At 66.2% G+C, this 22,594-nt stretch carries 17 protein-coding genes; 3 read left to right on the forward strand and 14 right to left on the reverse strand.

Annotation, left to right across the window (positions count from 1 at the left end; translation table 11 throughout):
* Positions 1-55 precede the first annotated feature (55 nt).
* A complete protein-coding gene (gene dsbG / locus I4484_RS15385) occupies positions 56-811 on the forward strand; it encodes a thiol:disulfide interchange protein DsbG (protein ID WP_197448113.1) in 756 nt (251 codons plus the stop codon).
* A 60-nt stretch (positions 812-871) separates the two neighbouring features.
* Here the strand turns inward: dsbG and I4484_RS15390 are convergent, their stop codons facing one another.
* The 8 genes from I4484_RS15390 to I4484_RS15420 all read right to left on the reverse strand — a co-directional run bounded on the left by I4484_RS15390 (position 872) and on the right by I4484_RS15420 (position 8,127).
* Positions 872-1,888 (reverse strand): c-type cytochrome, encoded by a 1,017-nt coding sequence (locus tag I4484_RS15390; RefSeq protein WP_197448114.1) that lies wholly within the window; start codon positions 1,886-1,888, stop codon positions 872-874.
* Positions 1,889-1,899: 11 nt separating this feature from the next.
* On the reverse strand, positions 1,900-2,547 hold the full coding sequence (locus I4484_RS15395) for a cytochrome c (RefSeq protein ID WP_197448115.1): 648 nt from the start codon (positions 2,545-2,547) through the stop codon (positions 1,900-1,902).
* A gap of 39 nt (positions 2,548-2,586) precedes the next feature.
* Entirely contained in the window at positions 2,587-2,862 is a 276-nt protein-coding gene (locus I4484_RS21085) for an ATP-binding protein (RefSeq protein WP_330932871.1), read from the reverse strand.
* A gap of 123 nt (positions 2,863-2,985) precedes the next feature.
* Positions 2,986-3,399, reverse strand: coding sequence for a DUF6691 family protein (locus I4484_RS15400; RefSeq protein ID WP_197448116.1), 414 nt, complete (start codon positions 3,397-3,399; stop codon positions 2,986-2,988).
* The gene (locus I4484_RS15405) at positions 3,396-3,857 is read right to left on the reverse strand and encodes a YeeE/YedE family protein (protein WP_197448117.1); all 462 of its coding nucleotides are present in this window, start codon (positions 3,855-3,857) and stop codon (positions 3,396-3,398) included. The genes I4484_RS15400 and I4484_RS15405 overlap by 4 nt, the downstream gene beginning before the upstream one ends.
* 25 nt (positions 3,858-3,882) lie before the next feature.
* A complete protein-coding gene (locus I4484_RS15410; protein WP_197448118.1) occupies positions 3,883-5,655 on the reverse strand; it encodes a SulP family inorganic anion transporter in 1,773 nt (590 codons plus the stop codon).
* Between the two features lie 11 nt (positions 5,656-5,666).
* The gene (locus I4484_RS15415) at positions 5,667-6,533 is read right to left on the reverse strand and encodes an MBL fold metallo-hydrolase (protein WP_197448119.1); all 867 of its coding nucleotides are present in this window, start codon (positions 6,531-6,533) and stop codon (positions 5,667-5,669) included.
* A gap of 184 nt (positions 6,534-6,717) precedes the next feature.
* A complete protein-coding gene (locus I4484_RS15420; protein WP_197448120.1) occupies positions 6,718-8,127 on the reverse strand; it encodes an MBL fold metallo-hydrolase RNA specificity domain-containing protein in 1,410 nt (469 codons plus the stop codon).
* A 251-nt stretch (positions 8,128-8,378) separates the two neighbouring features.
* On the opposite strand from I4484_RS15420, the gene I4484_RS15425 reads away from it, so the two are divergent.
* Complete coding sequence (locus I4484_RS15425) at positions 8,379-12,230, forward strand: Ig-like domain-containing protein (RefSeq protein ID WP_197448121.1); 3,852 nt, start codon at positions 8,379-8,381, stop codon at positions 12,228-12,230.
* Between the two features lie 12 nt (positions 12,231-12,242).
* Here I4484_RS15425 and I4484_RS15430 read toward each other — a convergent pair whose 3' ends face one another.
* From I4484_RS15430 to I4484_RS15455, 6 genes are all read right to left on the reverse strand, one after another.
* Positions 12,243-13,595, reverse strand: a complete 1,353-nt coding sequence (locus I4484_RS15430; protein ID WP_197448122.1) for an HlyD family type I secretion periplasmic adaptor subunit — start codon at positions 13,593-13,595, stop codon at positions 12,243-12,245.
* Complete coding sequence (locus tag I4484_RS15435; RefSeq protein ID WP_197448123.1) at positions 13,592-15,340, reverse strand: type I secretion system permease/ATPase; 1,749 nt, start codon at positions 15,338-15,340, stop codon at positions 13,592-13,594. Before I4484_RS15435 ends, I4484_RS15430 begins: the two co-directional genes overlap by 4 nt.
* Before the next feature lie 243 nt (positions 15,341-15,583).
* Positions 15,584-16,849, reverse strand: a complete 1,266-nt coding sequence (glyA, locus tag I4484_RS15440) for a serine hydroxymethyltransferase (RefSeq protein ID WP_197451072.1) — start codon at positions 16,847-16,849, stop codon at positions 15,584-15,586.
* Positions 16,850-16,962: 113 nt separating this feature from the next.
* Positions 16,963-18,378: a hypothetical protein gene (locus I4484_RS15445; RefSeq protein ID WP_197448124.1), complete on the reverse strand. Its 1,416-nt coding sequence runs from the start codon at positions 18,376-18,378 to the stop codon at positions 16,963-16,965.
* 150 nt (positions 18,379-18,528) lie between these two features.
* The gene (locus I4484_RS15450) at positions 18,529-21,129 is read right to left on the reverse strand and encodes an ABC transporter permease (protein WP_197448125.1); all 2,601 of its coding nucleotides are present in this window, start codon (positions 21,127-21,129) and stop codon (positions 18,529-18,531) included.
* Positions 21,126-21,875, reverse strand: coding sequence for an ABC transporter ATP-binding protein (locus I4484_RS15455; protein WP_197448126.1), 750 nt, complete (start codon positions 21,873-21,875; stop codon positions 21,126-21,128). Before I4484_RS15455 ends, I4484_RS15450 begins: the two co-directional genes overlap by 4 nt.
* Before the next feature lie 73 nt (positions 21,876-21,948).
* Between I4484_RS15455 and I4484_RS15460 the strand changes: the two genes are divergently transcribed.
* The gene (locus I4484_RS15460; RefSeq protein WP_234283744.1) at positions 21,949-22,581 is read left to right on the forward strand and encodes an arylesterase; all 633 of its coding nucleotides are present in this window, start codon (positions 21,949-21,951) and stop codon (positions 22,579-22,581) included.
* Positions 22,582-22,594 lie beyond the last annotated feature (13 nt).

The raw sequence follows: 22,594 nt of genomic DNA on the forward strand, positions 1-22,594 counted from the left end.
TGCGCGGTGAACGGTCCCTGCTCCGCCGACAGGAGCTTCTTTCAAGGAAATCGACATGGTGTTTCGCTTCACACTGCTTACGACGGCCCTCGCCACCCTTGCCGCCGCCCCCGATAGCAGGGCCGACGACTGGCCGCCTCCCGTTCGCGCGCTGATTGCCGAGGGCCTCGAGATCCATGGCGATTTCCCCGCTCCCGGTGGCCTGACGGGCTATGCCGCCAGCCACCAAGGCCGCGAGATGACCGTGTTCGTGACCGCCGATGGCGAACACGCCATCGTCGGAACCCTGGTCGATGCCGAAGGCAACGACCTCTCCGAGGCGCCGCTGGACGAACTGGTGCGCGCTCCCCAGGAGAACGAACTCTGGCGCCGGCTCGAAGAGAGCCACTGGATCGCCGACGGCAGCGTAGACGCCCCACGCACCCTCTATACCTTTACCGACCCGAACTGCCCTTACTGTCATCGTTTCTGGGAAGCTGCGCGGCCCTGGGTGGAGGCCGGCGAGGTGCAGCTGCGCCATATCATGGTGGGCATATTGGAACCCGACAGCCCGGCGAAAGCGGCTGCCCTGCTGGGTGCCGACGAGCCGTCAGCGGCGCTGCACCGCCACAGCAGCGGAAACGACGTGGCGCCGTCGGCCCAGCCCCGAAACATCGAGGACCAGGTCTACCGCAACAATCAGCTGTTCGAGGAACTAGGTTTCTACGCTACGCCGAGCACTCTTTTCCTGCTCGATGGACGTCTGGAGCGGGTGGATGGCATGCCCGACGAGGCGCGCCTGGTGGAGATGATGGGCGGCGAAGCACCTTGAATCGTCCCTTAGGGGATTGCCCGCCGGCTAGAGCCGGGCGGGGCAATCCTCTTGCCGTCATCAATCCTCGAGGTTCTCGAAGCGCGGCATCCCGACATTCCAGGGTCTAACCTCTCCTTTCTCTCCCGTGTTGGAGTGATCTCCCAGCAACACCCCGTCGTGTTCACGCTCGGTTCCATAAAGCGTGTTCTTGTGGAATGTGGCTTCGAAGCGCTCACGAGTTTCCCGGACGTCGCCGGTATAGCGTGGGTCCTGTGGCCGCTCCTGGCTGGTGAGGTAAAGGGCGACATCCCAGGCTTCTTGATCGGTCAGGCTCATAGGCTGGCCGAGCGGCATGTTGTGCTTGACGAATCCGGCCATGGTGAAGGTCCGCGCAATGCCCGCCCCCCAATTATTGGAGCCGTCACCCCACGGAGCCGGAAAGACATACTCGCCATTCTCGTAGAGACCGGAGCCGTCCTCGCTGTGGCAGATCGCACACTGCTCCTGGTAAATCTGCTCGCCGCGCGCATAGTCAGGGGCCTGTTCAGGCTCGTCGAGACGCGGGAAACCCCTCCCATATATCGGCTGCTGCGGATACATGGGCACGCCAGTAGCCAGCCACTGGTGGTAGGCTGAAAGCGCCACCATGTCATCGCTGCCATAAATGGGTGGAGAACCGTTCATTGAATAGGCGAAGCAGCCGGCGATGCGCTCCTCCAGGTTGTTGACGTGCTGGTTCTTGCCGCGGAAATCGGGCAGCGTGACGGCAGCCGGCCATACCGGCCCGCTAAATGGCTGGCGCCCCTCGCCCAAGTGGCAGCTCGAGCAGTTCATGTCATTGAAAACGTTCACGCCGCGCAATTGCTGGGTATTGGTGAACAGGTCATGCCCGCGCCGAATCACTTTCTTCAGCTCGGGATGCAGGTCTGCCTCCTCGAGGTCCTCCATGGTCGGTGGTACGTGCACCAGCTCGCCCTCCTTGGGAGCGGGATAACCCATTTCAACGAGGGTTTCGTATTCCGCCCAGACACCGGCGTTCACGCCCCCCGCCAGAACCACGCCGGTCAGAGCCAGGCCAATCGATCTTCTGTTCATGCTCTGCCCCCTCATTTTGTTGCCAAGTGCTGACGCGAGAGCCATGCCGCCACGGCTCGGATATCTTCATCGCTCATTCGCTTGGCGATGGAGCCCATCAGGTTCTGCGGATCGTTGTCACGTTCACCGGTTTGCCAGGTGCGTAGCTGAGTCTCGATGTAGCCGGCGTGCTGGCTGGCAATTCCAGGAAACGTGCTTCCTGCCCCCTGATTACCAGGACCGTGGCAGCTCTTGCACGACACGATATAGGCATTCCAATCGCCCCGCTGCGCCAGTTGCTCACCTCGCGCGAGCAGCGCCTCGTCGGCGTCTCCACCTCCCCCTGCCTCGGTGACGGGCAATTGGCTGTAATAGGCAGCCACATCAGCGACCTGCTGGTCGTCGAGCATGTTGGCGAAGGGTTGCATGGTGGCATTCTGCCGTCGGCCCGCCTTGAAATCCTGCAGCTGTTTGGCGATGTAAGCGGCATCTAGCCCCGCCAGGCGCGGCCAGGACTCTCCCCCGTCCATATGCTTTCCGCTGCCATCCGCCTGATGGCAGGCCACGCAAGCGGCGGCGGCAGTTTCACCGCGTTGCGGATTTCCCTCTTGGGCCAGGGCCGGCCCGGCCATCAGGCCAAGCATCAGGCCGAGGCTGACTACGCTATTCACGATCGTCATCTCGCATTACTCTCGTCGTTGTTATGGATCCCTTGTGGGTCATTGGTCCGGGGTTACCGAACCCCCCTGGTGCCGCACGAATGGCGGCGTCAATCGAGCTTCGAAACTACCCTCAGTGAGGCAACGGAAGCTCACGCTGCCACCAAAGCGCGCTGCGACGGCCGCCACGATAGACAAGCCAAGGCCACTGCCCTGTTGCATACCGTTTCGCCAGAAGCGATGCGTGACCTGCGTCAGTAACCCGGAATCGACGTCTGACACCTGATTACTTACTCGGAACAACAGTTCGTCATTCTCGACGAGCAACACATGCATAATGAAACCCAAGCGTTGTGCGAAATCCCGCCGCGCAAGAATTAACGCTGCGTTAAGCGACGGGAACGCTTGGCCAAGGGTGAGCGTCCTCACTCAGGCAAAAAGGGCAGCATCAACCAGTCCTCAGCCACGAGCGGGAAACGCGCGTGCCAGGAACCAGCCCGCCACCATCGCCACCAGCATGGCGAACAGCGGGGCGGTAAGCCCGGCGATGGAAGCAATGGCCGGCCCGGGGCAGTAGCCGGAGAGCCCCCAACCGATGCCAAACAGGGCGGCACCGCCGATCAGCCGGCCATCCAGATCCTGACGGGTCGGCAGTTGGAAGGTCTCGCCCAGCATTGGCCGCTCACGACGGAATACGACACGGTAGCCAATGAAGGTCGTCACCACGGCGCCGCCGAGGACGAACATCAAGGTCGGGTCCCAGGCGCCGAAAAGGTCGAGAAAGCCCAGCACGCGCGCGGGGTCGGTCATGCCGGCAAGTGCCAGACCTAGGCCGAACAGCAGCCCAGCGATGTAACCCATGACCGTCTTCATGCCCCACCTCCAATGACGTGCCGCACCACATAGACAGTCACGATGGCGCATGCCAGGAAGGTCGCAGTGGCCACCATCGAGCGGGGCGACAGCCGCGCCAAGCCACAGACACCGTGGCCGCTAGTGCAGCCGCTACCCAGGCCGGTGCCGACTCCAACCAGAAGGCCGGCCACGAGCATGAGCCCCACGCCACCAGCCGGCTGTCCAACTACCTCACCGGGTTCTCCGGCCACGTTACCCAGCCCCCCTCCTGTCAGCATGAGCAATAAAGGACCGCTGATCAGGCCCAGCACGAAGGCCACTCGCCAGGCGCTGTCTCCCTTGGGCAAGGTGGTCACCAGGCTACCGACGATGCCGCTGATACCGGCAATGCGTCCCAACGTGGCCATCAACCAGACAGCTGACAGCCCAATGAGTACGCCACCGACCAGTCCTTGCAAACTTGCGCTCCAATCCACGTCACTCCTCCCGTTTCTTTCAGATTCATTCCGTCCCCATTGTCAGCGGTGCGGACTCCACTCCACCGCATGACGTTCCAGGGGATTGTGTTTCGCCGCGTAGGTAACGCCAGGCATCGAAGGTGCTGAGAAACACCAGGCCCGTCATGTCATGGCAGAAGTCAGTGTGCTTGAGCCGATCCATCACCGGCCCCTTGACCTCCGCCAGGTGCAGCTTGACCCCAGCATCCCGCAAGCGGGTATTGATCGCCTCCAGACTCTCCAATGCCGAGGCATCGATCCGGTTGACTGCCTGACAAGCCAGCACGATGTGTTCCAGCCCAGGCTCACGCGCCGCCAACGACATCACTAAGTCTTCCAGGTAGCGTGAGTTGGCGAAGTAGAGGCTCTCGTCGACTCGCAATATGGCCAGGCGCGGATCTGTCTCGACTCGATGTCGCTTGACGTTGCGAAAGTGTTCGGTACCCGGCACCCGGCCCACCACCGCGCTATGGGGACGGCTGGTGTTGTAGAGATGCAGCGCCAGTGACAGCCCCACCCCCGCGAGGATGCCGCTCTCCACCCCATGACCGAGCGTCACACCAACGGTGGCGAACATGGCCAGGGCATCGGAGCGTGAGTAGTTCCAGGTGTGCCGCATGGCCTTGATGTCCACTAGGGAGAGCACGGCCACGATAATGGTCGCCGCCAGCGTGGCGATCGGCAGGTAGGCAATCAGCGGGGTCAACAGCAGCGCGGCGACGGCGATGCCTACGGCGGTGAATGCACCGGCGGCTGGCGTCTCGGCGCCCGCGTCGAAATTGACCACCGAGCGGGCGAAGCCACCGGTCACCGGCATGCCGCCGGTCAGCGACGCGGCAATGTTCGAGGTGCCCAGGCCCACCAGCTCCTGGTCCGGGTCGATGCGCTGGCGCCGCTTCGCGGCGAGGGTCTGCCCCACCGAGACCGACTCCACGAAGCCGATCACACTGATCAGCAATGCTGACACGAACAGCTGGCCCCACAGCTCCCCATCGAATCCGGGAAGGGTCAGTGGCGGCAGGCCTGCCGGCACCGTACCTACCACGGCCACGCCCTGCGCATCCAGACCCAGCGACCAAGTCGCCAGGGCGGTGACGGCGACGGCCAGTATCGGCGCCGCCTTGGTCAGCATGTCCGCGGGACGTGCGGGTATGCCCAGCTTCCCAAGGCCGTGCTTGAGCCAACGGCGGGCAACATGGAGGAACGCCAAAACGGCGAAGCCGATGACAAGCGTAGGCCCGTTTACCCCCTCCAGACTGCCACCCAGGCTGACCAATAGCTCCAGCAGGTTATGACCGCTGGCCTCCACACCCAGCACATGCTTTAACTGGCTAGCGGCAATGATCAGCCCCGAGGCGGTAATGAACCCCGAGATGACCGGATGACTGAGAAAGTTGGCCAGGAAGCCCAACCGGGCAATTCCCATCAGGGTTAGAATCAGCCCCGACATCAGCGCCAGCACCAGCGCCGCCCCGAGGTATTCCGGTGAGCCCTGGGGGGCGATCTGTCCCACTGCTGCCGCTGTCATCAGCGAGACCACCGCCACTGGTCCCACCGCCAGGGTCCGACTGGTGCCGAACACGGCATAGACCGCCAATGGTGCGATGCTGGCGTAGAGCCCCACTTCGGGTGGCAGGCCGGCCAGCATGGCATAGGCCAGCGACTGAGGAATCAGCATGATGGTCACGATGACTGCTGCCAGCAGGTCGCTTGCCAGGGTTGCACGCCCGTAGCCTGGCAGCCACTGCAGTATCGGCAGATAGCGCTTGGGACTCATCGCGATGGCTCTCAGAACTTGTTGATCGGCACCTTGAGGTAGACTTGGCCGTTGTCCTCGGGCGGCGGCATATGGCCGGCGCGCATGTTGACCTGCACCGACGGCAGGATCAGCCGCGGCATGTCGAGGGTGGCGTCGCGCTCGGTGCGCATCCTGACGAACTCCTCCTCGCTGATGCCCTCATGAACGTGCACGTTGTGGGCACGCTGCTCGGCGACGGTGGTCTCGTGCTGGTACGCCTCGCGCTCCGGTGCCCTGTAGTCGTGACACAGGAAGAGCCGGGTTTCGCCCGGCAGCGCCAGCACCTTCTGGATGGATTGATAAAGGGTGCGGGCATCGCCACCAGGGAAGTCGCAGCGCGCCGTACCGTAGTCGGGCATGAACAGGGTGTCGCCTACGAAGGCCGCATCGCCGATCACATAGGTCAGGCAGGCCGGTGTATGCCCCGGCGTATGCAGCACTCGTCCTTCCAGGTTACCGATGGCGAAGGTATCGCCTTCCTCGAACAGGCGATCGAACTGGCTGCCGTCGCGGGCGAACTCGGTGCCCGCATTGAAGGCCTTGCCGAAGACCTCCTGGACCACGGTGATCCTGGCACCGATACCGGTCTTGCCGCCGAGCTTCCCATGGAGATAGGGAGCAGCTGAGAGATGATCTGCGTGAACGTGGGTCTCGAGGATCCACTCGACTTTCAACCCCTCGCGCTGGATGAAGGCGACGATCGCCTCCGCCGAACGCGTATCGGTACGCCCTGCGGCGTAGTCGAAGTCGAGCACTGAATCGAGGATCGCACAGGCTCGACTGTCGGGATCCCGGACCACGTAGCTGAAGGTGTTGGTGGGCTCGTCGAAGAAGTGGGTCACGATGGGTTGGGACATGGGCCATGACCTCCGTTGGGTGTCGCTGCATGTCAGATGAGGCAGCATACCTTATCTAAAGTTCTAACGATATATCATTTTTGAATATAAAGCGACCACCTTGAAGCCAACGGCGATAGCACCGCAAGCGGGGCGAGGCGCGAGCCGAGCCTGGCGCCTCGCGTCAGCGCAGCAGGCGTAAATGCTAGAGTTCGATACGCTCGCCGTAGGCGGGAATGAAGGCTTCGATGCCGCTCTCGGCCAGGGCCGATTTCAACGCCTGCTGGGTTTGCGGTTCGCCGTGCACCAGGTAGAGGCGAGGGCGCTCCCGGAAGGCGCCGGCCCAGCCGATCAGCTGGCTCTGTCCGGCATGGGCGGAGAAACCGCCGATCGTGTGCACCTTTGCCCTCACCTCCAGTTCCTGCCCCAGCACACGCACACGTTCGGCGCCGTCGACGAGTTGACGCCCCAGGGTGCCGGCGGCCTGGAAACCGACGATCACGAGCCGGGTGTTGGCCTTTTCGAGGTTGTAGCGAAAATGGTGAACGATGCGTCCACCGGTACACATGCCGGCACCGGCGATGATGATCGCCCCGCCATGGATGCGATTGATCGCCATCGACTCCTCCACCGTGCGGGTCATGCGCAGGATCGGCAGGTACTGACTGGTATCGCCACTGGCGGCGATATTGAGCACCTTGAGGTCCTCGGCATCCAGGCTTTTGCGTGCGCGGTGGTAGAGCTCGGTGACCTTGATCGCCATGGGGCTGTCGAGAAACACCATCTGCTGGCGCAGCCGCCCCTCGTGGTAGAGCACGCTCAGGTGATAGAGGATCTCCTGGGTACGGCCCACGGCAAAGGCGGGAATCAGCACGTTGCCACCGCTGGCATGGGCTTCCTCCAATACCTGGGCGAACTCTTCGAGCGTCTCTTCGAGAGGCCGATGGTCGCGGTCGCCGTAGGTACTCTCCATCAGGACCACATCGGCGTCATACAGCCTGGCGGGATCCTTCATCAGCACCGAGCTGGGGTTGCCCAGGTCTCCCGAGAAGACGAGGCGCTTCGTCAGCCCGGCGGAGGGCACGGCCAGCTCGACGATCCCCGAGCCCAGGATATGACCGGCATCATGAAAGACCAGGGACACGCCACCGGGTAGCTCGATGGGCTGACCGTAGCCGTGGGACTTGCACAATGCCAGCGTGCGCTCCACGTCCTCCAGCGCATAGAGCGGCTCGGCCAGCGGCCTGCCGCTGCGTTGGCGCCTCTTGTTCTCCCATTCGACGTCCTTGGCCATGATGAAGGCGGCATCCTCGAGCATGATGTCGAGCAGGTCGCGCGTGCCACGGGTGCAGTGGATCGGGCCGTCGTACCCCTCGCGCACCAGCTTGGGCAACAGCCCGGCATGGTCCAGGTGCCCGTGCGAGAGCACCACCGCATCGAGCTGCTTCGCCAAGGCGCCGAACGGCACGGCGTTGGCGGCGTCCGCCTGCCTGCCGCCCTGGTGCAGTCCGCACTCCAGAAGCAGACGGTAGGTGCGATCGCCACCCTCCACTTCGATCAGATAACGTGAGCCGGTGACTTCCCCCACCGCCCCCAGGAACGTCAATGTCGACATCTGCCCATGCCCCTTCGCTGTGGCCGTTACATTTTCAGCATACTCGAAGGTGGGGCCGAGGATGCAGGCAAAACCTAGACCTGGGTCAGGTTTGGCTGCAGTCCGTACGGCGCAGCACAGACCGAAAAACGTCAGACCACGACATGGCATTCCTGCGGTGCACGGGGTTGCGTCTTTGAGGTGGAGGCGTATCGACGATACTACTTAACATACAGAAACAAACGCCCACGTGATCCTTGGGAGGATTGGCCATGAGCTCAACGGTTCAACCGGAAGAGCAGGAGCAGGACGGCCTGGTCACGCTCGACAACGTGGAGGAGGCAGAGTCAGCCTCCACCACCGTCCAGTTCCAGCAGGGCCTCGACGGTTATGCCGGGTCCGTCGATACCTACCTGCACGGCGGTTCCAAGGCCACCAGCCGGGCCGGCGCCGCCACGCTCAACGTCGACAGCGACGACAAGGGCAACGAGGTGCAGACACTGCTGCGCTTCGAGCAGATCTTCGGCAGCGGCGCCGGGCAGATCCCGCAGGGCGCCACCATTCTCTCCGCCACCCTGGAGCTTCATACCACCAGCAAGGGCGATGGCGCCCGACTGCACCGCATGCTGATACCGTGGAACGACACCGATACCTGGAACAGCTTCAGCGACGGGCTCCAGGCCGACGGCGTCGAGGCCCGCGCCAGCGCCGACCTCACCACCGGCTTCGTGCCCACCGGCACCACCCGGCTCGACGTCAGCGCCAGCCTGCAGGCCTGGGCCGACGGTGCGCCCAACCACGGCTGGGCGTTCCTGTCGACGGGTCCCGACGGCTGGGACTTCCACTCGGCGGAGGGCAGCACGCCGCCACGGCTGGTCGTCGAGTACACCACCGACGGCAGCGAACCCGACAACCGCCCGCCGGTGGCCAACGACGACAGCGCCACGACAACGGAGGGGGAGGCGGTCGAGATCGCCGTGCTGGCCAACGACAGCGACCCCGACGGGGATCCGCTGACGGTCGACAGCTTCACCCAGCCGGCCAACGGCAGCGTCACCCTCACCGATGACGACATGCTCGCCTACACCCCCGATGACGGTTTCACCGGCGAGGATAGCCTCACCTATCGCGCCTCGGATGGCGAGCTGGCCAGCGATTCCGCCACCCTGAGCGTCACGGTCGAGGAGAACGAACCACCGCCCGCGTCCGCCACGCTGCAGTTCCAGCAAGGCGTCGATGGCTATGCGGGGGTCGTCGACACCTATCTCCACGGCGGCTCCAAGGCCACCAGCCGGGCCGGCGCCACCCTCCTCAACGTCGACAGCGACGACAAGGGCAATCCGGTGCAGACGCTGCTGCGCTTCGAGCAGATCTTCGGCAGCGGCGCCGGGCAGATCCCGCTCGGTGCCACCATCGTTTCCGCCACCCTGGAGCTCAACACCAGCGGCAAGGGCGACGGCGCCCGGCTGCACCGCATGCTGGTGCCGTGGAACGACACCGATACCTGGAACAGCTTCAGCGACGGTCTCCAGGCCGACGGTGTCGAGGCCCATGCCAACGCCGACCTCACCACCGGCTTCGTGCCCACCGGCACCACCCGGCTCGATGTCACTGCCAGCCTGCAGGCCTGGGCCGACGGCGCGCCCAACCACGGCTGGGCGTTCCTGCCGACGGGCCCCGACGGCTGGGACTTCCACTCGGCGGAGGGCAGCACGCCGCCGCGGCTGGTCGTCGAGTACACCACCGACGGCAGCGAACCCGACAACCACCCGCCGGTGGCCTACGACGACAGCGCCACGACCAGCGAAGATGCCGCGGTCGAGATCGCCGTGCTGGCCAACGACAGCGACCCCAACGGGGATCCGTTGACGGTCGGCAGCTTCACCCAGCCGTCCAACGGCAGCGTCACGCTGAATCCCGACGGCACCCTCCTCTATACACCCACGGCGGGCTTCGTCGGCGATGACGTCTTCACCTACCGTGCCTCGGATGGCGAGCTGGCCAGCGACCCCGCCACCGTGACCGTCACGGTCGAGCCGGCCGAACCACCTCCCGTGACCGGCACGCTGCAGTTCCAGCAGGGCCTCGACGGCTATGCCGGTGTCGTCGACACCTACCTGCACGGGGGGTCCAAGGCCACCAGCCGGGCCGGGGTGACCACGCTCAACGTCGACAGCGAGGACAAGGGCAACGCGGTACAGACGCTACTGCGCTTCGAGCAGATCTTCGGCAGCGGATCCGGGCAGATCCCGCTGGGCGCCACCATCGTCACCGCCACCCTGGAGCTCAACACCACCGGCAAGGGTGACGGCGCCCGGCTGCACCGCATGCTGATGCCGTGGAACGATACCGATACCTGGAACACCTTCACCGATGGCCTCCAGGCCGACGGCGTGGAGGCCCATGCCAGCGCCGACCTGGTCACCGGCTATGTACCTGTCGGCACTACCCGGCTCGACGTCACCGCCAGCCTGCAGGCCTGGGCCGACGGCACGCCCAACTACGGCTGGGCCTTCCTCCCGGTGGGCCCCGACGGCTGGGACTTCCATTCGGCGGAGGGCAGCACGCCACCGCGACTGGTCGTCGAGTACACCACCGACGGCAGCGAACCCGACAATCACCCGCCGGTGGCTAATGACGACAACGCCACGACCAGCGAGAACGCGGCGGTCGAGATCGCCGTGCTGGCCAACGACAGCGACCCCGACGGGGATCCGTTGACGGTCGGCAGCTTCACCCAGCCGACCCACGGTACCGTCACGCTGAACCCCAGCGGCACCCTCACCTACTCGCCGAACCAGGGTTTCATCGGCAGCGATAGCTTCACCTACCGCGCCTCGGACGGGAGCCTCCAGAGCGGTTCAGCCACGGTCATCGTCTCCGTCGAATCCGGCATGCCCCCGCCCATTCCGCTGGAAACCTCCTACATTGCGACCGAATTCGGCACAGACCACCGACGCAATTTCGAGCACACCAATGCCAACAAGAGTTTCTTTCATGCCGGTACCTGGTGGGCCGTGTTGCCGGAGCAGAGCGGCTGGCACGTGTATCGCTTCGACGGCACCCTGCCCGAACCCGGCACGATGGGCGGGTGGTCGGTGGCGAGCCCGACCATGATGACCAGCGGCCGCCGAGCCGACATCGCCTGGCATGACGCGACCGATACGCTGTACGTGCTCAATTTCGGACCCACCGAATCGACGCCGCACCTCTATGCCATGGCCTATGACGCCCAGGCCCAGTCGTTCGTCGTGTCGGCGGATATCAAGCTGGCCGGTTCGGGCGGCAAGCTGTCGGGAGTGGAATGGCAGCGCAACCCCGACATGGCATTGGGAATGGACCAGAACGGCAACCCGCTGGTGGCCATCATCGGCCCTTCCGAAGCGGGCGGCGAACAGGGCTTGAAGCTGGCCTACCCGACCTCGAGCGACCTCTCGGCCTGGAGCGTGGTCGATATCGATAACGGCCCCACCACCGTCTCGGCCAGCAACGGCGACAACAAGGTCGACTTCGTGTCCTTCCAGTTGAACGGCGTCGACCATGTCGGCCTCGTCTACGGCGACAGCACCGCCAACGCCTGGAAGTTCGCCTCCCAGCCAACCTCCGCGACGCCCAGTGACTACGCCGACGGCTGGACCATCGAGCAGATCACCGACCGCGTGGCCCTGGATGATCATCTTGCCGCGGTATGGACCGGCAGCGCCATCGTCATGACCATGAAAGACGACAGGGATGCGATCTGGCTGGTCAAGGGCCTGCCCGGCGCCTGGGAGGAGCCGGTACTGGTGCATGCCGCCTCCCACAAGGCCAGCCGGCCGACCCTGGCCTATGACGAAGACAACGACTTCATCTACATCTTCTACCAGGAGAACGCCGTGAGCCCGTATGGTGACATTCATTTCAAGGTTTCACAGGTCGCCGAGCTATCCTTCGACACCGCCGCTTCCGGCACGCGAATCCTGACCAGCGGCAGCAACGACGAGAACATGACCGACCCTCAGACCCCCGTGCACGCCGTCGGTGAAGCTACCGGCGACAAGTTCTTTCTGTTCGCCCGCAACGCCGAGGCCAAGGAGATTTGGTACAACGACTTCCAGCTTGACGACGACATCTTTCTCGCCTGAGCGCCGGGCGCGTCACGCCTCGCGCACCGACCGGGCAAACATGTCGGTCAGCGGCTTGAGCAGATAGCTGGCGAAGGTACGCTCACCGGTGCGGATCATGACTTCCGCCGGCATCCCCGCCAGCAGCTGCATGTGGCCGTCCAGGGCCTGCCGCCCCGTGTCGGACACTCTCAGCCGAACCCGATAGAACCGCGCACCGGTCGCCTCGTCGGTCTGGCTGTCGGCACTGACATAGACGACTTCTGCCAGGCTCGAATGGGTCTGGCGCTGGTTGAAGGCGGTAAAGCGGATCTCGGCCGCTTGCCCCGGATACAGCCGGTCGACATCGCGCCCGGGCACGCGAGCTTCGATGATGAAGCCATCGCCCGCCGGTACCAGGTCGAGCAGCGAATCGCCCGGACGAACCACATCGCCGATGGAATGCACGCGGCGTTCCACCACCGTACCGGCGACGGGCGCCTTTATCGTGGTTCGCAGAACCTGATCCGACAGCGAGATGATGCGCTCCTCGGCTTCCGAGACCCGCGCCTGAACGTCGCGCAGTTGCTCGCCTACTTCCTTGTGGAATTCCTGAATTCGAACCTCGCGCAGCATGCGGTTCTCGCTCAGTTGGGAGCCCAGCCGACCGATCTCGGCACGCCGGCCGGCCACCTCGCCTTCGAGTTGCAGCAGGTCGCGCTCGACCTCCCGCAGACGCAGGTTATCGACGAGCCCCTTGGAATAGAGTCCGCGCAGGTCATTCTCCTCGGCGCTCAGCGAGGCCAGGTGACGCTCTCCCAGCCGCACCGCCTCCTCCAGTCCTTCGATCTGGCGTCTCAGCTGTATGACCTGCTCGTCCAAGGCCTCCAGCGCACCGCGATGGGATTCACGCCGCGCGACGAACAGTGCCTGTTGCAGGGCCAGCACCTCCTGAACCCTCGGCAGGTCGCTCGTTGTCAGCTCCTCGGGGATCGACAGCGTTGCACTGCCCTGCTGTTCGGCCAGCAGACGCAGCTCAGTGGCCCGGTGAATGAGATACTGCGAACGCATGATCTGCAGCTGACTTCGGGCCTGGGTATCGTCGAGCACGACCAGGGGCTGGCCAGCCGTCACGCTGTCGCCATCCTCTACCAGAATCTCCCGCACGATACCGCCCTCGAGATGCTGCACCGTGCGCCGGTAGGACTCCGCCGCCACGTACCCCGGCGCCACCACCGAGACGGAGAGTTCCGCGGTAAAGGCCCAGCCTCCAAAGCCCCCCAGCCCCAGCAGCAGCACCAGCAGGCCAAGGCGGTGATAGCGGCGCTCGTCGAGGGGAACGTGCGGGACCGATGCCGGCGCCGAGCCTGCCCCCACGCATGGCTGGTCGTCTCGGGTCGTCGTCATCTTCGCCCCTCCACGGGTGGTGGCGCGGCCGCCTGGCGCGCCTGCGCCTCGGCGGCCGCGCTGGGCACCGGCTTAATGGTCAGGCTTGCCATCACCTCTTCCCGCCGGCCGAAGCGCTGCATCTCGCCGTCGCGCAACAGCAGCAGCCGGTCCATTCCCTTCAGCACGCTGATGCGGTGGCTGATCACGCAGAGGGTGACGCCCTCCTGCTTGAGCGCCGACATCGCCGCCGCCAGGGCTCGCTCGCCGCGGTCGTCGAGGTTGGCATTCGGCTCGTCCAACACCACCAGCACGGGATCGCCATAGAGCGCGCGCGCCAGGGCAAGGCGCTGACGCTGCCCCCCCGAAAGGCCGCTGCCGGAAGCGATGAGGGTGTCGTAGCCATCGGGAAGGGCCAGGATCATCTCGTGCACGCCCGCCTTGCGCGCCGCTGCCACGACCCGGAGCGAGTCGACCTCGCCGAAGCGGGCAATGTTCTCGGCGATGGTGCCATCGAACAGCTCGATGTCCTGGGGCAGGTAGCCGATGCACGGGCCCAGGGCGTCACGTTGCCAGCTGGCAATGTCGGCTCCGTCGAGACGCACCGTCCCGGCCGACACGGGCCAGATGCCCAGCATGACCCGAGCCAGGGAGGATTTGCCGGCGGCACTCGGCCCGATGATGCCGAGATGCTCGCCGGGCGCCAGCTCGAAATGGACGTTGCTCAGCACCGGAATCCGGCCGCCCGGCACGCTCGCAGTCACGTTCTCCAGACACAGACGGCCGCTTGGCCGTGGCAAGGGCATCCGCTCGGGCTCCACCGGTACCTTGAGCAGTAGTTCCTCGAGACGGTGGTAGGCGCCACGCGCGGAAATGAAGCCCCTCCAGGTGCCGATCATTCGGTCGATGGGGGCCAGCGCTCGCCCCATCACGATGGAGCCGGCGATCATCATCCCCGGCGTCAGTTCTTCCCGCAGCACCAGCCAGGCGCCCAGTCCCAGGATCAGGGATTGGGCCAGCAGGCGCAGCACCCGTGCACTGCTGGCCAGTGCCTCGCCGCGATCGCTGGCCTGGGATTGCCCCGCCAGGTAGCGCCGGTGTCGCTGCGACCAGCGCGCCAGAATGCCCGGCAGCATGCCCATGGCGTGCAGTGCCTCAGCGTTGCGCAGGTTGGCGTCGACCAGTTCGTTCGCCTTGATCTGTTCGATGGCAGCCCCGCTCAGCAGCGGCTGGGTCATCTTCTCCCCCACCGCGGTCAGCGCCAGCAGCACCAGGCCGGCCCCCGTGGCGAACAGCCCCAACCAGGGGTGGAAGAAGAAAAGCACTGCCAGGTAGACCGGTACCCAAGGGGCATCGAAGAACACCAGCAGCCCATTGCCGGCCAGGAACTGGCGCAGGGTAGCCAGGTCGGTGAGCGGCTGGGCCGACTGCCGGCTTCCCGTCAGCAGGCTGTGTCGAAACATGGCCTGGCACAGCCTCCCGCTGAGCTGAAGATCCAGGCGATTGCCGATACGCACCAGGATGCGATAGCGCACCAGCTCGAGCAGCCCCATGATGAGGAACAGGAAAACCACCACCAAGGTAAGCATCAGCAGGGTCTCGCCGCTCAGGGTGGTCAACACGCGGTCGTATACCTGCAGCATGTAGATGGCCGGTACCAGCATCAGCAGATTGACGAAGAGGCTGAAGAGCCCCACCGAGGCAAAGGAACCCCGACAGGCCTGCAGGGCATGGTGAAGTTCCGAGGCTTGAGGTATCCGGACCATTGCAGGTCACCGTATGGGAGAGACGCCACCCAACCTTCATTACGGAAAGAAACACACCGTTTCAATCACGGTAGCACGCCACGCGCACGGCACCATCAGCCGTGCAGGAAAATGAACTCAAGGAGTTGATGACGCTAAGTCTTTTGGCTGAGCAACGAAGGCATCGGCCCCGCTTCCCCCAGAAACGACGACGCCTCGTGCCGTCACCGGCACGAGGCGTCGGGATGCGTTATCGCAGGGTATTCAGCGATAGACGGGGAACTGGGCGCAGACGGCCTCGACCTTGCCTTTCACCTCGGCTTCGACACCGGCGCTATCGTCACCCTTGGCCATGGTGTCGAGGATGTCGCAGATCCAGCCGGCCAGCTCGCGGCATTCGTTCTCGCCGAAGCCGCGAGTGGTCACCGCCGGCGTCCCGATGCGCAGGCCGGAGGTAACGAACGGGCTCTGCGGATCGCCAGGCACGGCGTTCTTGTTGACGGTGATGTGGGCGCGGCCCAGGGCGGCGTCCGCGTCCTTGCCGGTCAGCCCCTGCTTGATCAGCGAAAGCAGGAAGAGGTGATCCTCGGTGCCGCCGGAGACCACGTCGTAGCCGCGCTCGATGAACACCCCGGCCATGGTCTGAGCGTTCTTCACCACCTGCTGCTGGTAGGACTTGAACTCGGGCGCCATGGCCTCCTTGAAGCACACTGCCTTGGCGGCGATGACGTGCTCGAGCGGGCCGCCCTGGCCGCCGGGGAAGACGGCGGACTGCAGCTTCTTCTCGATCTCGGCGTCGCCCTCGCTGGAGAGGATCAGGCCGCCGCGCGGGCCGCGCAGGGTCTTGTGGGTGGTGGTGGTCACCACGTGGGCGTGGGGCAGCGGGCTCGGGTAGACCCCGGCGGCGACCAGGCCGGCGATGTGCGCCATGTCGACCAGCAGGTAGGCGCCCACCGCGTCGGCGATCTCACGGAATCGGGCCCAGTCGATGATCTGGGAGTAGGCGGAGAAGCCGGCAATGATCATTTTCGGCTGGTGCTCCTGGGCGAGACGCGCGACTTCCTCGTAGTCGATGCGGCCGCTGTCGTCGATGCCGTACTGCACCGCGTTGTAGTGCTTGCCGGAGAAATTCGGCTTGGCGCCGTGGGTGAGGTGGCCGCCGGCATCGAGGCTCATGCCCAGCACCGTGTCGCCCGGCTTGACCAGCGCCTGGAACACGGCGCTGTTGGCCTGGGAGCCGGAGTGCGGCTGGACGTTGGCATAGCTGGCGCCGAACAGCTGCTTGGCGTAGTCGATGGCCAACTGCTCGACGATGTCGACATATTCACAGCCGCCGTAGTAGCGCTTGCCGGGATAGCCTTCCGCGTACTTGTTGGTCAGCTGGCTGCCCTGGGCCTCGAGAACGCGGGGGCTGGCATAGTTCTCGGAAGCGATCAGCTCGATGTGCGCCTCCTGGCGAGCGACCTCCTTCTGCATCGCATCGAACAGGGCATCATCGAAACCGGCAATCGTCATGTCACGGCTGAACATCGGCGGGAAACCTCGCATCACGGGGAAATCGGGATGCGCCATGATACCCCAGCCCATGACGGCTTTCACATGAAAGGCCGTCATGGAGCGGTGCAGAAATTCTCATGCGGGGTTTAGCGTGTCTCGACTTTTATGTTGAGCTTCTCCGCCACCCCCAGCGGATCGGTCTGGTAGCTGTTCACGGTGCTCTCGGCGGGCAGCTTCACCCGCACTTCAAGCTCCTCGGCGCTACCCTCAAGCAGCTCGACCAGCCCCAGCAGGACCGCCTGCGCTTCCGGGCCGAACATCATGCCGAGACCCTGGGCCTGGGTGCGCGCCTGCTCGACGTACTGCGCCTCGGTAACTCCCTCCATCGCCGCGCCCAGGGTCGCCAGGCGGGCGAACAGCCCCTTGTCGGCCAGGTTCAGGCGCATGTCGCCACCCAGCAGGGTCGCGCGCTCGAGCCAATCGGTGTCGGCAAAGGCATCGGCCGGCGTGATTCCCGGCGGCAGCCGCACCGGCAGATTGATGTCGAACAGCAGGCGCAGCGCATCCTGGACGTCGACCTGGCTGTCGCTGACCAGCACGCTGTGCTCGCCCTTCTCCTGCCAGCTGCCGAGAAAAGCGGCGTCGAGCCGCAGTTCGCCGCTGCCGTCGGTCAGCACGTTGCTGGCCATGCGCAGCTGGGTGCGCTCCTCCTCGGGCGCCAGCTCGATCATGCGCGCCAGATCGAGATGCAGGCCTTCGAGGCGCACGCCGCCCTTGCCATCGTCGAAATCGCCGTCGACGTCGAGCAGGGCCAGGCTGCCGACCAGCTCGCTGGCCTCCACGTCGAGGTCGCGCAACAGCAACGACGCCAGCGTTTCCTCGCCTTCGGTATCGAGCCCGGTCAGCTCCTCGAGACGCAGCGAGGCCAGAGTGAAGGAGCCCGAGCCGATCTCGTCCAGGTCTTCCGCCGCCCCCGCCACGCCGGTGATCTCGAGCATGCCGATGGCGTCGTGGGTCAGCGACTCGCCACGCACCCGTTCGATGGTCATGCGCCCCTGGCCGCGCTGCAGGGGGGTGTCGGGAAAGAGCTCCCCGGCCAGCTCCGAGGCCAGTTCGAGCACGATGCCGTCGATGGCCAGGCTGCCGAGGCGTACCTCCTCGGGGTCCAGCCCCGCATGCAGCGGGATCACGGCGCGCGAGGGCTCACCCATGACGATTCGCTCCGCGCTCATCAGCGTCAGCTCGGTCAGGCTGTCCTCGATGCGAAAGCCTTCCAGCGTCACCTCGTCGGGCGCATCGTAGTCGCCGCTGACGATGTAGCGGTCGATCAACAGGCGCTCGCCCTCTTCGGTCTCGAAGACGATCTCCTCGGCCGTGGTCCGCGAGCGCAACATCCCGCTCGAGACCTCACCCAGCGAGAGGCTGCCGCCCCCGCCGAACAGCGCCCGCAGGTCGGCCTCTAGCCGCTCGGCATCCGCGGCTGCGATGCCGCAGGCACCCATGAGCGTGGCGAAGGCCAGCATCTGGCCCAGGCGAGTCGCCGGGGGACGAAGGGCTTGCATCGACTTTATCTCCTGTGGATGGCGGTGAGGGGCTGGGTGGCAATGTCCATCGGCGCCACGCTGACACAGTGTAACCGTAATGGGCGGCGACCGCGGCCCCGCCGTCAGCGCTGGCCGCGAACAATCAACGCAGTACCGGACCGCGGGGAGTCAAGCCTCTCCCAGCAGACCGAGACTCGCCGCCGGCGCCTGCCGGCGCAGACCGCGCGACAGAGCGTGGCCGATGGCGCCTATCAGCAGAGCGCCGCCCAGCGGCAGCACCAACCACAGCCACGGGTGCAGCCGCGGCGCCAGGTCGAGCCAGGCCACGTAGATGCCGGCGGTGGCCAGCTCGGCCAGCAGCGCGCCCATCAGGCCGCTGGCCAGGCCGAGGATGGCGAACTCGGCCCCCTGCACGCGGGAGATGAGCCCCCCACCGGCGCCGAACACCCGCAGCAGGCCGCTCTCGTGCGCCCGGGCCGGGCGGCTCGCGGTCAGCGCCGCGTAGAGCACGCTCACCCCGGCCAGCAGCACGAAGGCCAGCACCAGCTCCACCGCGCGGGTGACCTGGGTCACCACCTCGCGTACCTGGGCCAGGATCGCATCGATGTTGAGCAGCGAGACACCCGGGAAGCCCTGTACCAGTCGGCGCAGCGTCTCGCCCTGCCCCGCCTCGAGGTGAAAGGCGGTGATGAAACTGTGGCCGAAGCGCTCCAGCACCCCGGGGGGGAAGATGACGAAGAAGTTGGGACGGAAGCTGTCCCAGTCCAGGTTGCGCAGACTCGCCACCTCCCCGACGATCTCCTCGCCACCGATGGTGAACGTCATCCGGTCGCCGAGCGCCAGCCCCAGGCGTTCGGCCAGGCCGTCCTCGAGCGAGATCGGCACCGTGACCTCCCGGGGCTCGGCATCCACCGCCCCGAGCCAGCCGTCCCCCGCCGGTGCGCTCTCCAGTTCGTCGAACCAGCGCCCGGCCACCACCCGGTTGCCCTCCGGCAGCTCGGCCTGCCAGGTGAGGTTGAGTTCACGGCGCAGCGAGCCGTCGCCGCGCGACTCCACCGGCACGGCTTCGCGTGCCGGCTCGCCGTTGATCGCGGTGAGACGCCCGCGCACCATGGGATAGAGCGCCGTGCGGTCGTCGGCATTGGCCTCGAGGGCGTCGACGAACGCCTCGCGCTCGCCGGGCTGGATGTTGATGGCGAAGTAGTTGGGCGTGTCCTCGGGGAGCTGGGCCTGCCAGGTGGAGAGCAGGTCGCCGCGCACCAGGGCTATCATCGCCATGGCGAAGAAGGTCACCGCAAAGGCGAGCAGTTGTCCCAGGCTGGCGGCTCGCCGCCTGGCCAGCTGGCGCCCCCCCAGGCGCACGGCCTGGGACAGCTCGCCCTGGCCGCCGCCCTGGGGCAGGCGATCCGCGAGCCGCAGCACCAGGCCGAGCAGCAGCGAGCCCAGGCCCCACAGCACCACCAGCATGACCAGACCGCCCAACAGCAACGCGGCCGCCAGGCCGAAGTCGCCGGAATAGAGCCACAGCAGGCCGCCGAAGACCAGGCTGGCCACCAGCACGACCAGCCAGGCCGCGGCCGGCAGCGGATCGAGCTCGCGGCGCAGCACCTTGAGCGCACTGACGCGCTTGAGTCGCAGCAGGGTCGGCCCGGCGAAGCCGACCAGCACCGCCAGCGCCGTCAACACGCCGAGCCACAGCGGCAGCCAGCCCGGCGGCGGCAGGCTGAGCGGCAGGAAAGTGGTCAGCAGAGCCAGCAGCACGGCCTGCCCGGCCAGGCCCAGCAGCGCACCCAGGACCGACGCCGCCAGTGCCAGCCACAGCAGCTGCAGGGCAAACAGCCAGGTCAGGTCACGCTGGGTGGCACCGAAGCAGCGCAGCAGCGCCGCGGTGTCGAGATGTCGCTCGACATAGCGTCGGGTTGCCATCGCCACCGCCACGCCGGCCAGCAGCACGGCGGCGAGACCGGCCAGGCTCAGGTATTTCTCGGCCCGCTCCAGGGCGTTGCCGAGCCCCGGGCGGTCGCGGCGCACGTCACGCACCTCGACCCCGTCGCGGCGCAGCCGCTCGAGCAGCGGCGCCAGTCGCTCCAGCGCCTGGGGCGGGCCGGCGGCGAGCAGCTCGAACTCCACCCGAGCACCGGGCTGTACCAGGTTGGTGGCGTCGAGGTCGTCGACATGCACCATCAGGCGCGGGTTGAAGCTGCCGAAGCCGGCGGACTGATCCGGCTCACGTTCGACCAGGCCGGTCACCGTCAGCTCGCCCTCGCCCACCTGGATGCGATCGCCAAGCTCGGCCTCGAGCAGCAGCGCCAGGCGCGGGGCCAGCCAGGCCTCGCCGGGGGCGGGGCCGTGGTCCACGGTGTCGATGCCGGCGCCGCGGTCGACATGGAGCTGTCCGTAGTGAGGGTAGACGCCGTCGACCGCCTTGAGGCTGGCCGGCTGGAAAGCGTCGCCGAGGCTGACCATGGTCACCAGGTCGACCTGATCGCTCAGCGTCATCCCGGCCTCTTTCAGCGAGCGACGCAACGCGTCGTCGAAGGGTCGGCCCTGCTCCAGCACCAGGTCGCCGCCGAGCAGTTGGCCGGCCTGACGGGTCAGGCCGCGGTCCAGGCGGTCGAGGAAGAAGCCGATCATGGTGGAAGCCGCCACGGCCAGGGCCAGGGCGACGAACAGGGCGCGCACGTCGCTGGCACGCAGGTCGCGCAGCAGCCCGCGGGCGGAGAGTCGCAGCAGATTGGCGCCGGCCGGGCGGGATGAGCGCCGGCTCATGCGCCCACCTCGTCGCGTACGAGTTCGACCAGCCGCCCCTCCTCCAGGCGCAGGCAGCGGTCGCAGCGCGCCGCCAGGGCATGATCGTGAGTCACCAGTACCAGGGTGGTCCCGGCCTCGCGGTTTAGCTGGAACAGCAGCTCGATGATGCGCCCCCCGGTGGCCTGGTCCAGGTTGCCGGTGGGCTCGTCGGCAAAGACCAGTTCGGCGCCGGTGACGAAGGCCCGCGCCAGCGCCACGCGCTGCTGCTCGCCGCCGGAAAGCTGCTTGGGCAGGTGATCCAGGCGTTCGCCGAGCCCCACCCGGGTCAGCCAGTCGCGCGCCCGCGCCGAGGCATCGGGCAGCGGCGAAAGCTCGAGGGGAAGCAGCACGTTCTCCAGCGCCGTGAGGGTCGGCAGCAGCTGGAAGTTCTGGAACACGAAACCGACCCGGCCGGCGCGCAGCCGGGCACGTCCGTCCTCGTCGAGCTTGCCCAGTGTCTCACCAAACAGCTCGAGCTCGCCGCCGCTCGGCTCGTCCAGCCCCGCCAACAGGCCGAGCAGGGTCGACTTGCCCGCTCCGCTCTGCCCGAGGATCGCCACGCTCTCGCCGGGGAACACTTCGAGCGTCAAGCCACTCAGAATGGTGAGCCGCCGCTCGCCGCTCACGACCTGCTTGCCCAGCTGCCGAGCGTGTAGAATCGGTTGGATGTCGCGCCCGGCAGCGGGGGCAAGCGTAACCGCATCGGAAGTCGAGGAGTCGGTCATGGTGAAGGATTTCCCCAGTCGTCTGGTAAGAGAGCGTCGCACCCACCACGCCCGCTGGCGCTCAGCCATCGGCATGGCCGGCATGCTGGTCGTCCTGTGGCTGGCGACCGCCGCGGCCCTGGCCGCCGAGAGGCCGGTCGTGCTGGTCATGGGCGACAGCCTGAGTACCGCCTATGGCATCGAACGGGAAACAGGCTGGGTCAGCCTGCTCGAAACGCGGCTCGACGGACGCGCCCGTGTGGTCAATGCCAGCATCAGCGGTGAAACGAGCAGCGGGGGCGCCAGCCGGCTCCCCGAGCTAATCGGACAGCACCAACCGGACATCGTTCTGCTCGAGCTGGGCGGCAACGACGGCCTGCGCGGCCTGCCGCCCAGCCAGCTCGAGGCCAACCTGGCCGGCATGATCGAGGCCAGCCAGGACGCCGGAGCCGAAGTCCTGCTGCTCGGCATCGACATCCCGCCCAACTACGGGCCGGCTTACCGCCGCGCCTTCACCGATGTATTCGCCCGCCTGGCCGATAACTACGATACACCGCTGGTGCCCTTCCTGCTCGAAGGAGTAGCGCTCGAGGAAGGCATGATGCAGGACGACGGCATTCATCCCACCCGCGAGGCCCAACCGATCATCCTCGACAACGTGTGGCCGGCACTGGCGCCACTGCTGGAGGGCAACGGCGCGGAGCTGGCCGAAGCCGCACGGGAGTGACATCTGGCCAATG

It is taken from the genome of Halomonas sp. SS10-MC5, assembly GCF_015992245.1.
Lineage (GTDB): Bacteria > Pseudomonadota > Gammaproteobacteria > Pseudomonadales > Halomonadaceae > Halomonas > Halomonas sulfidoxydans.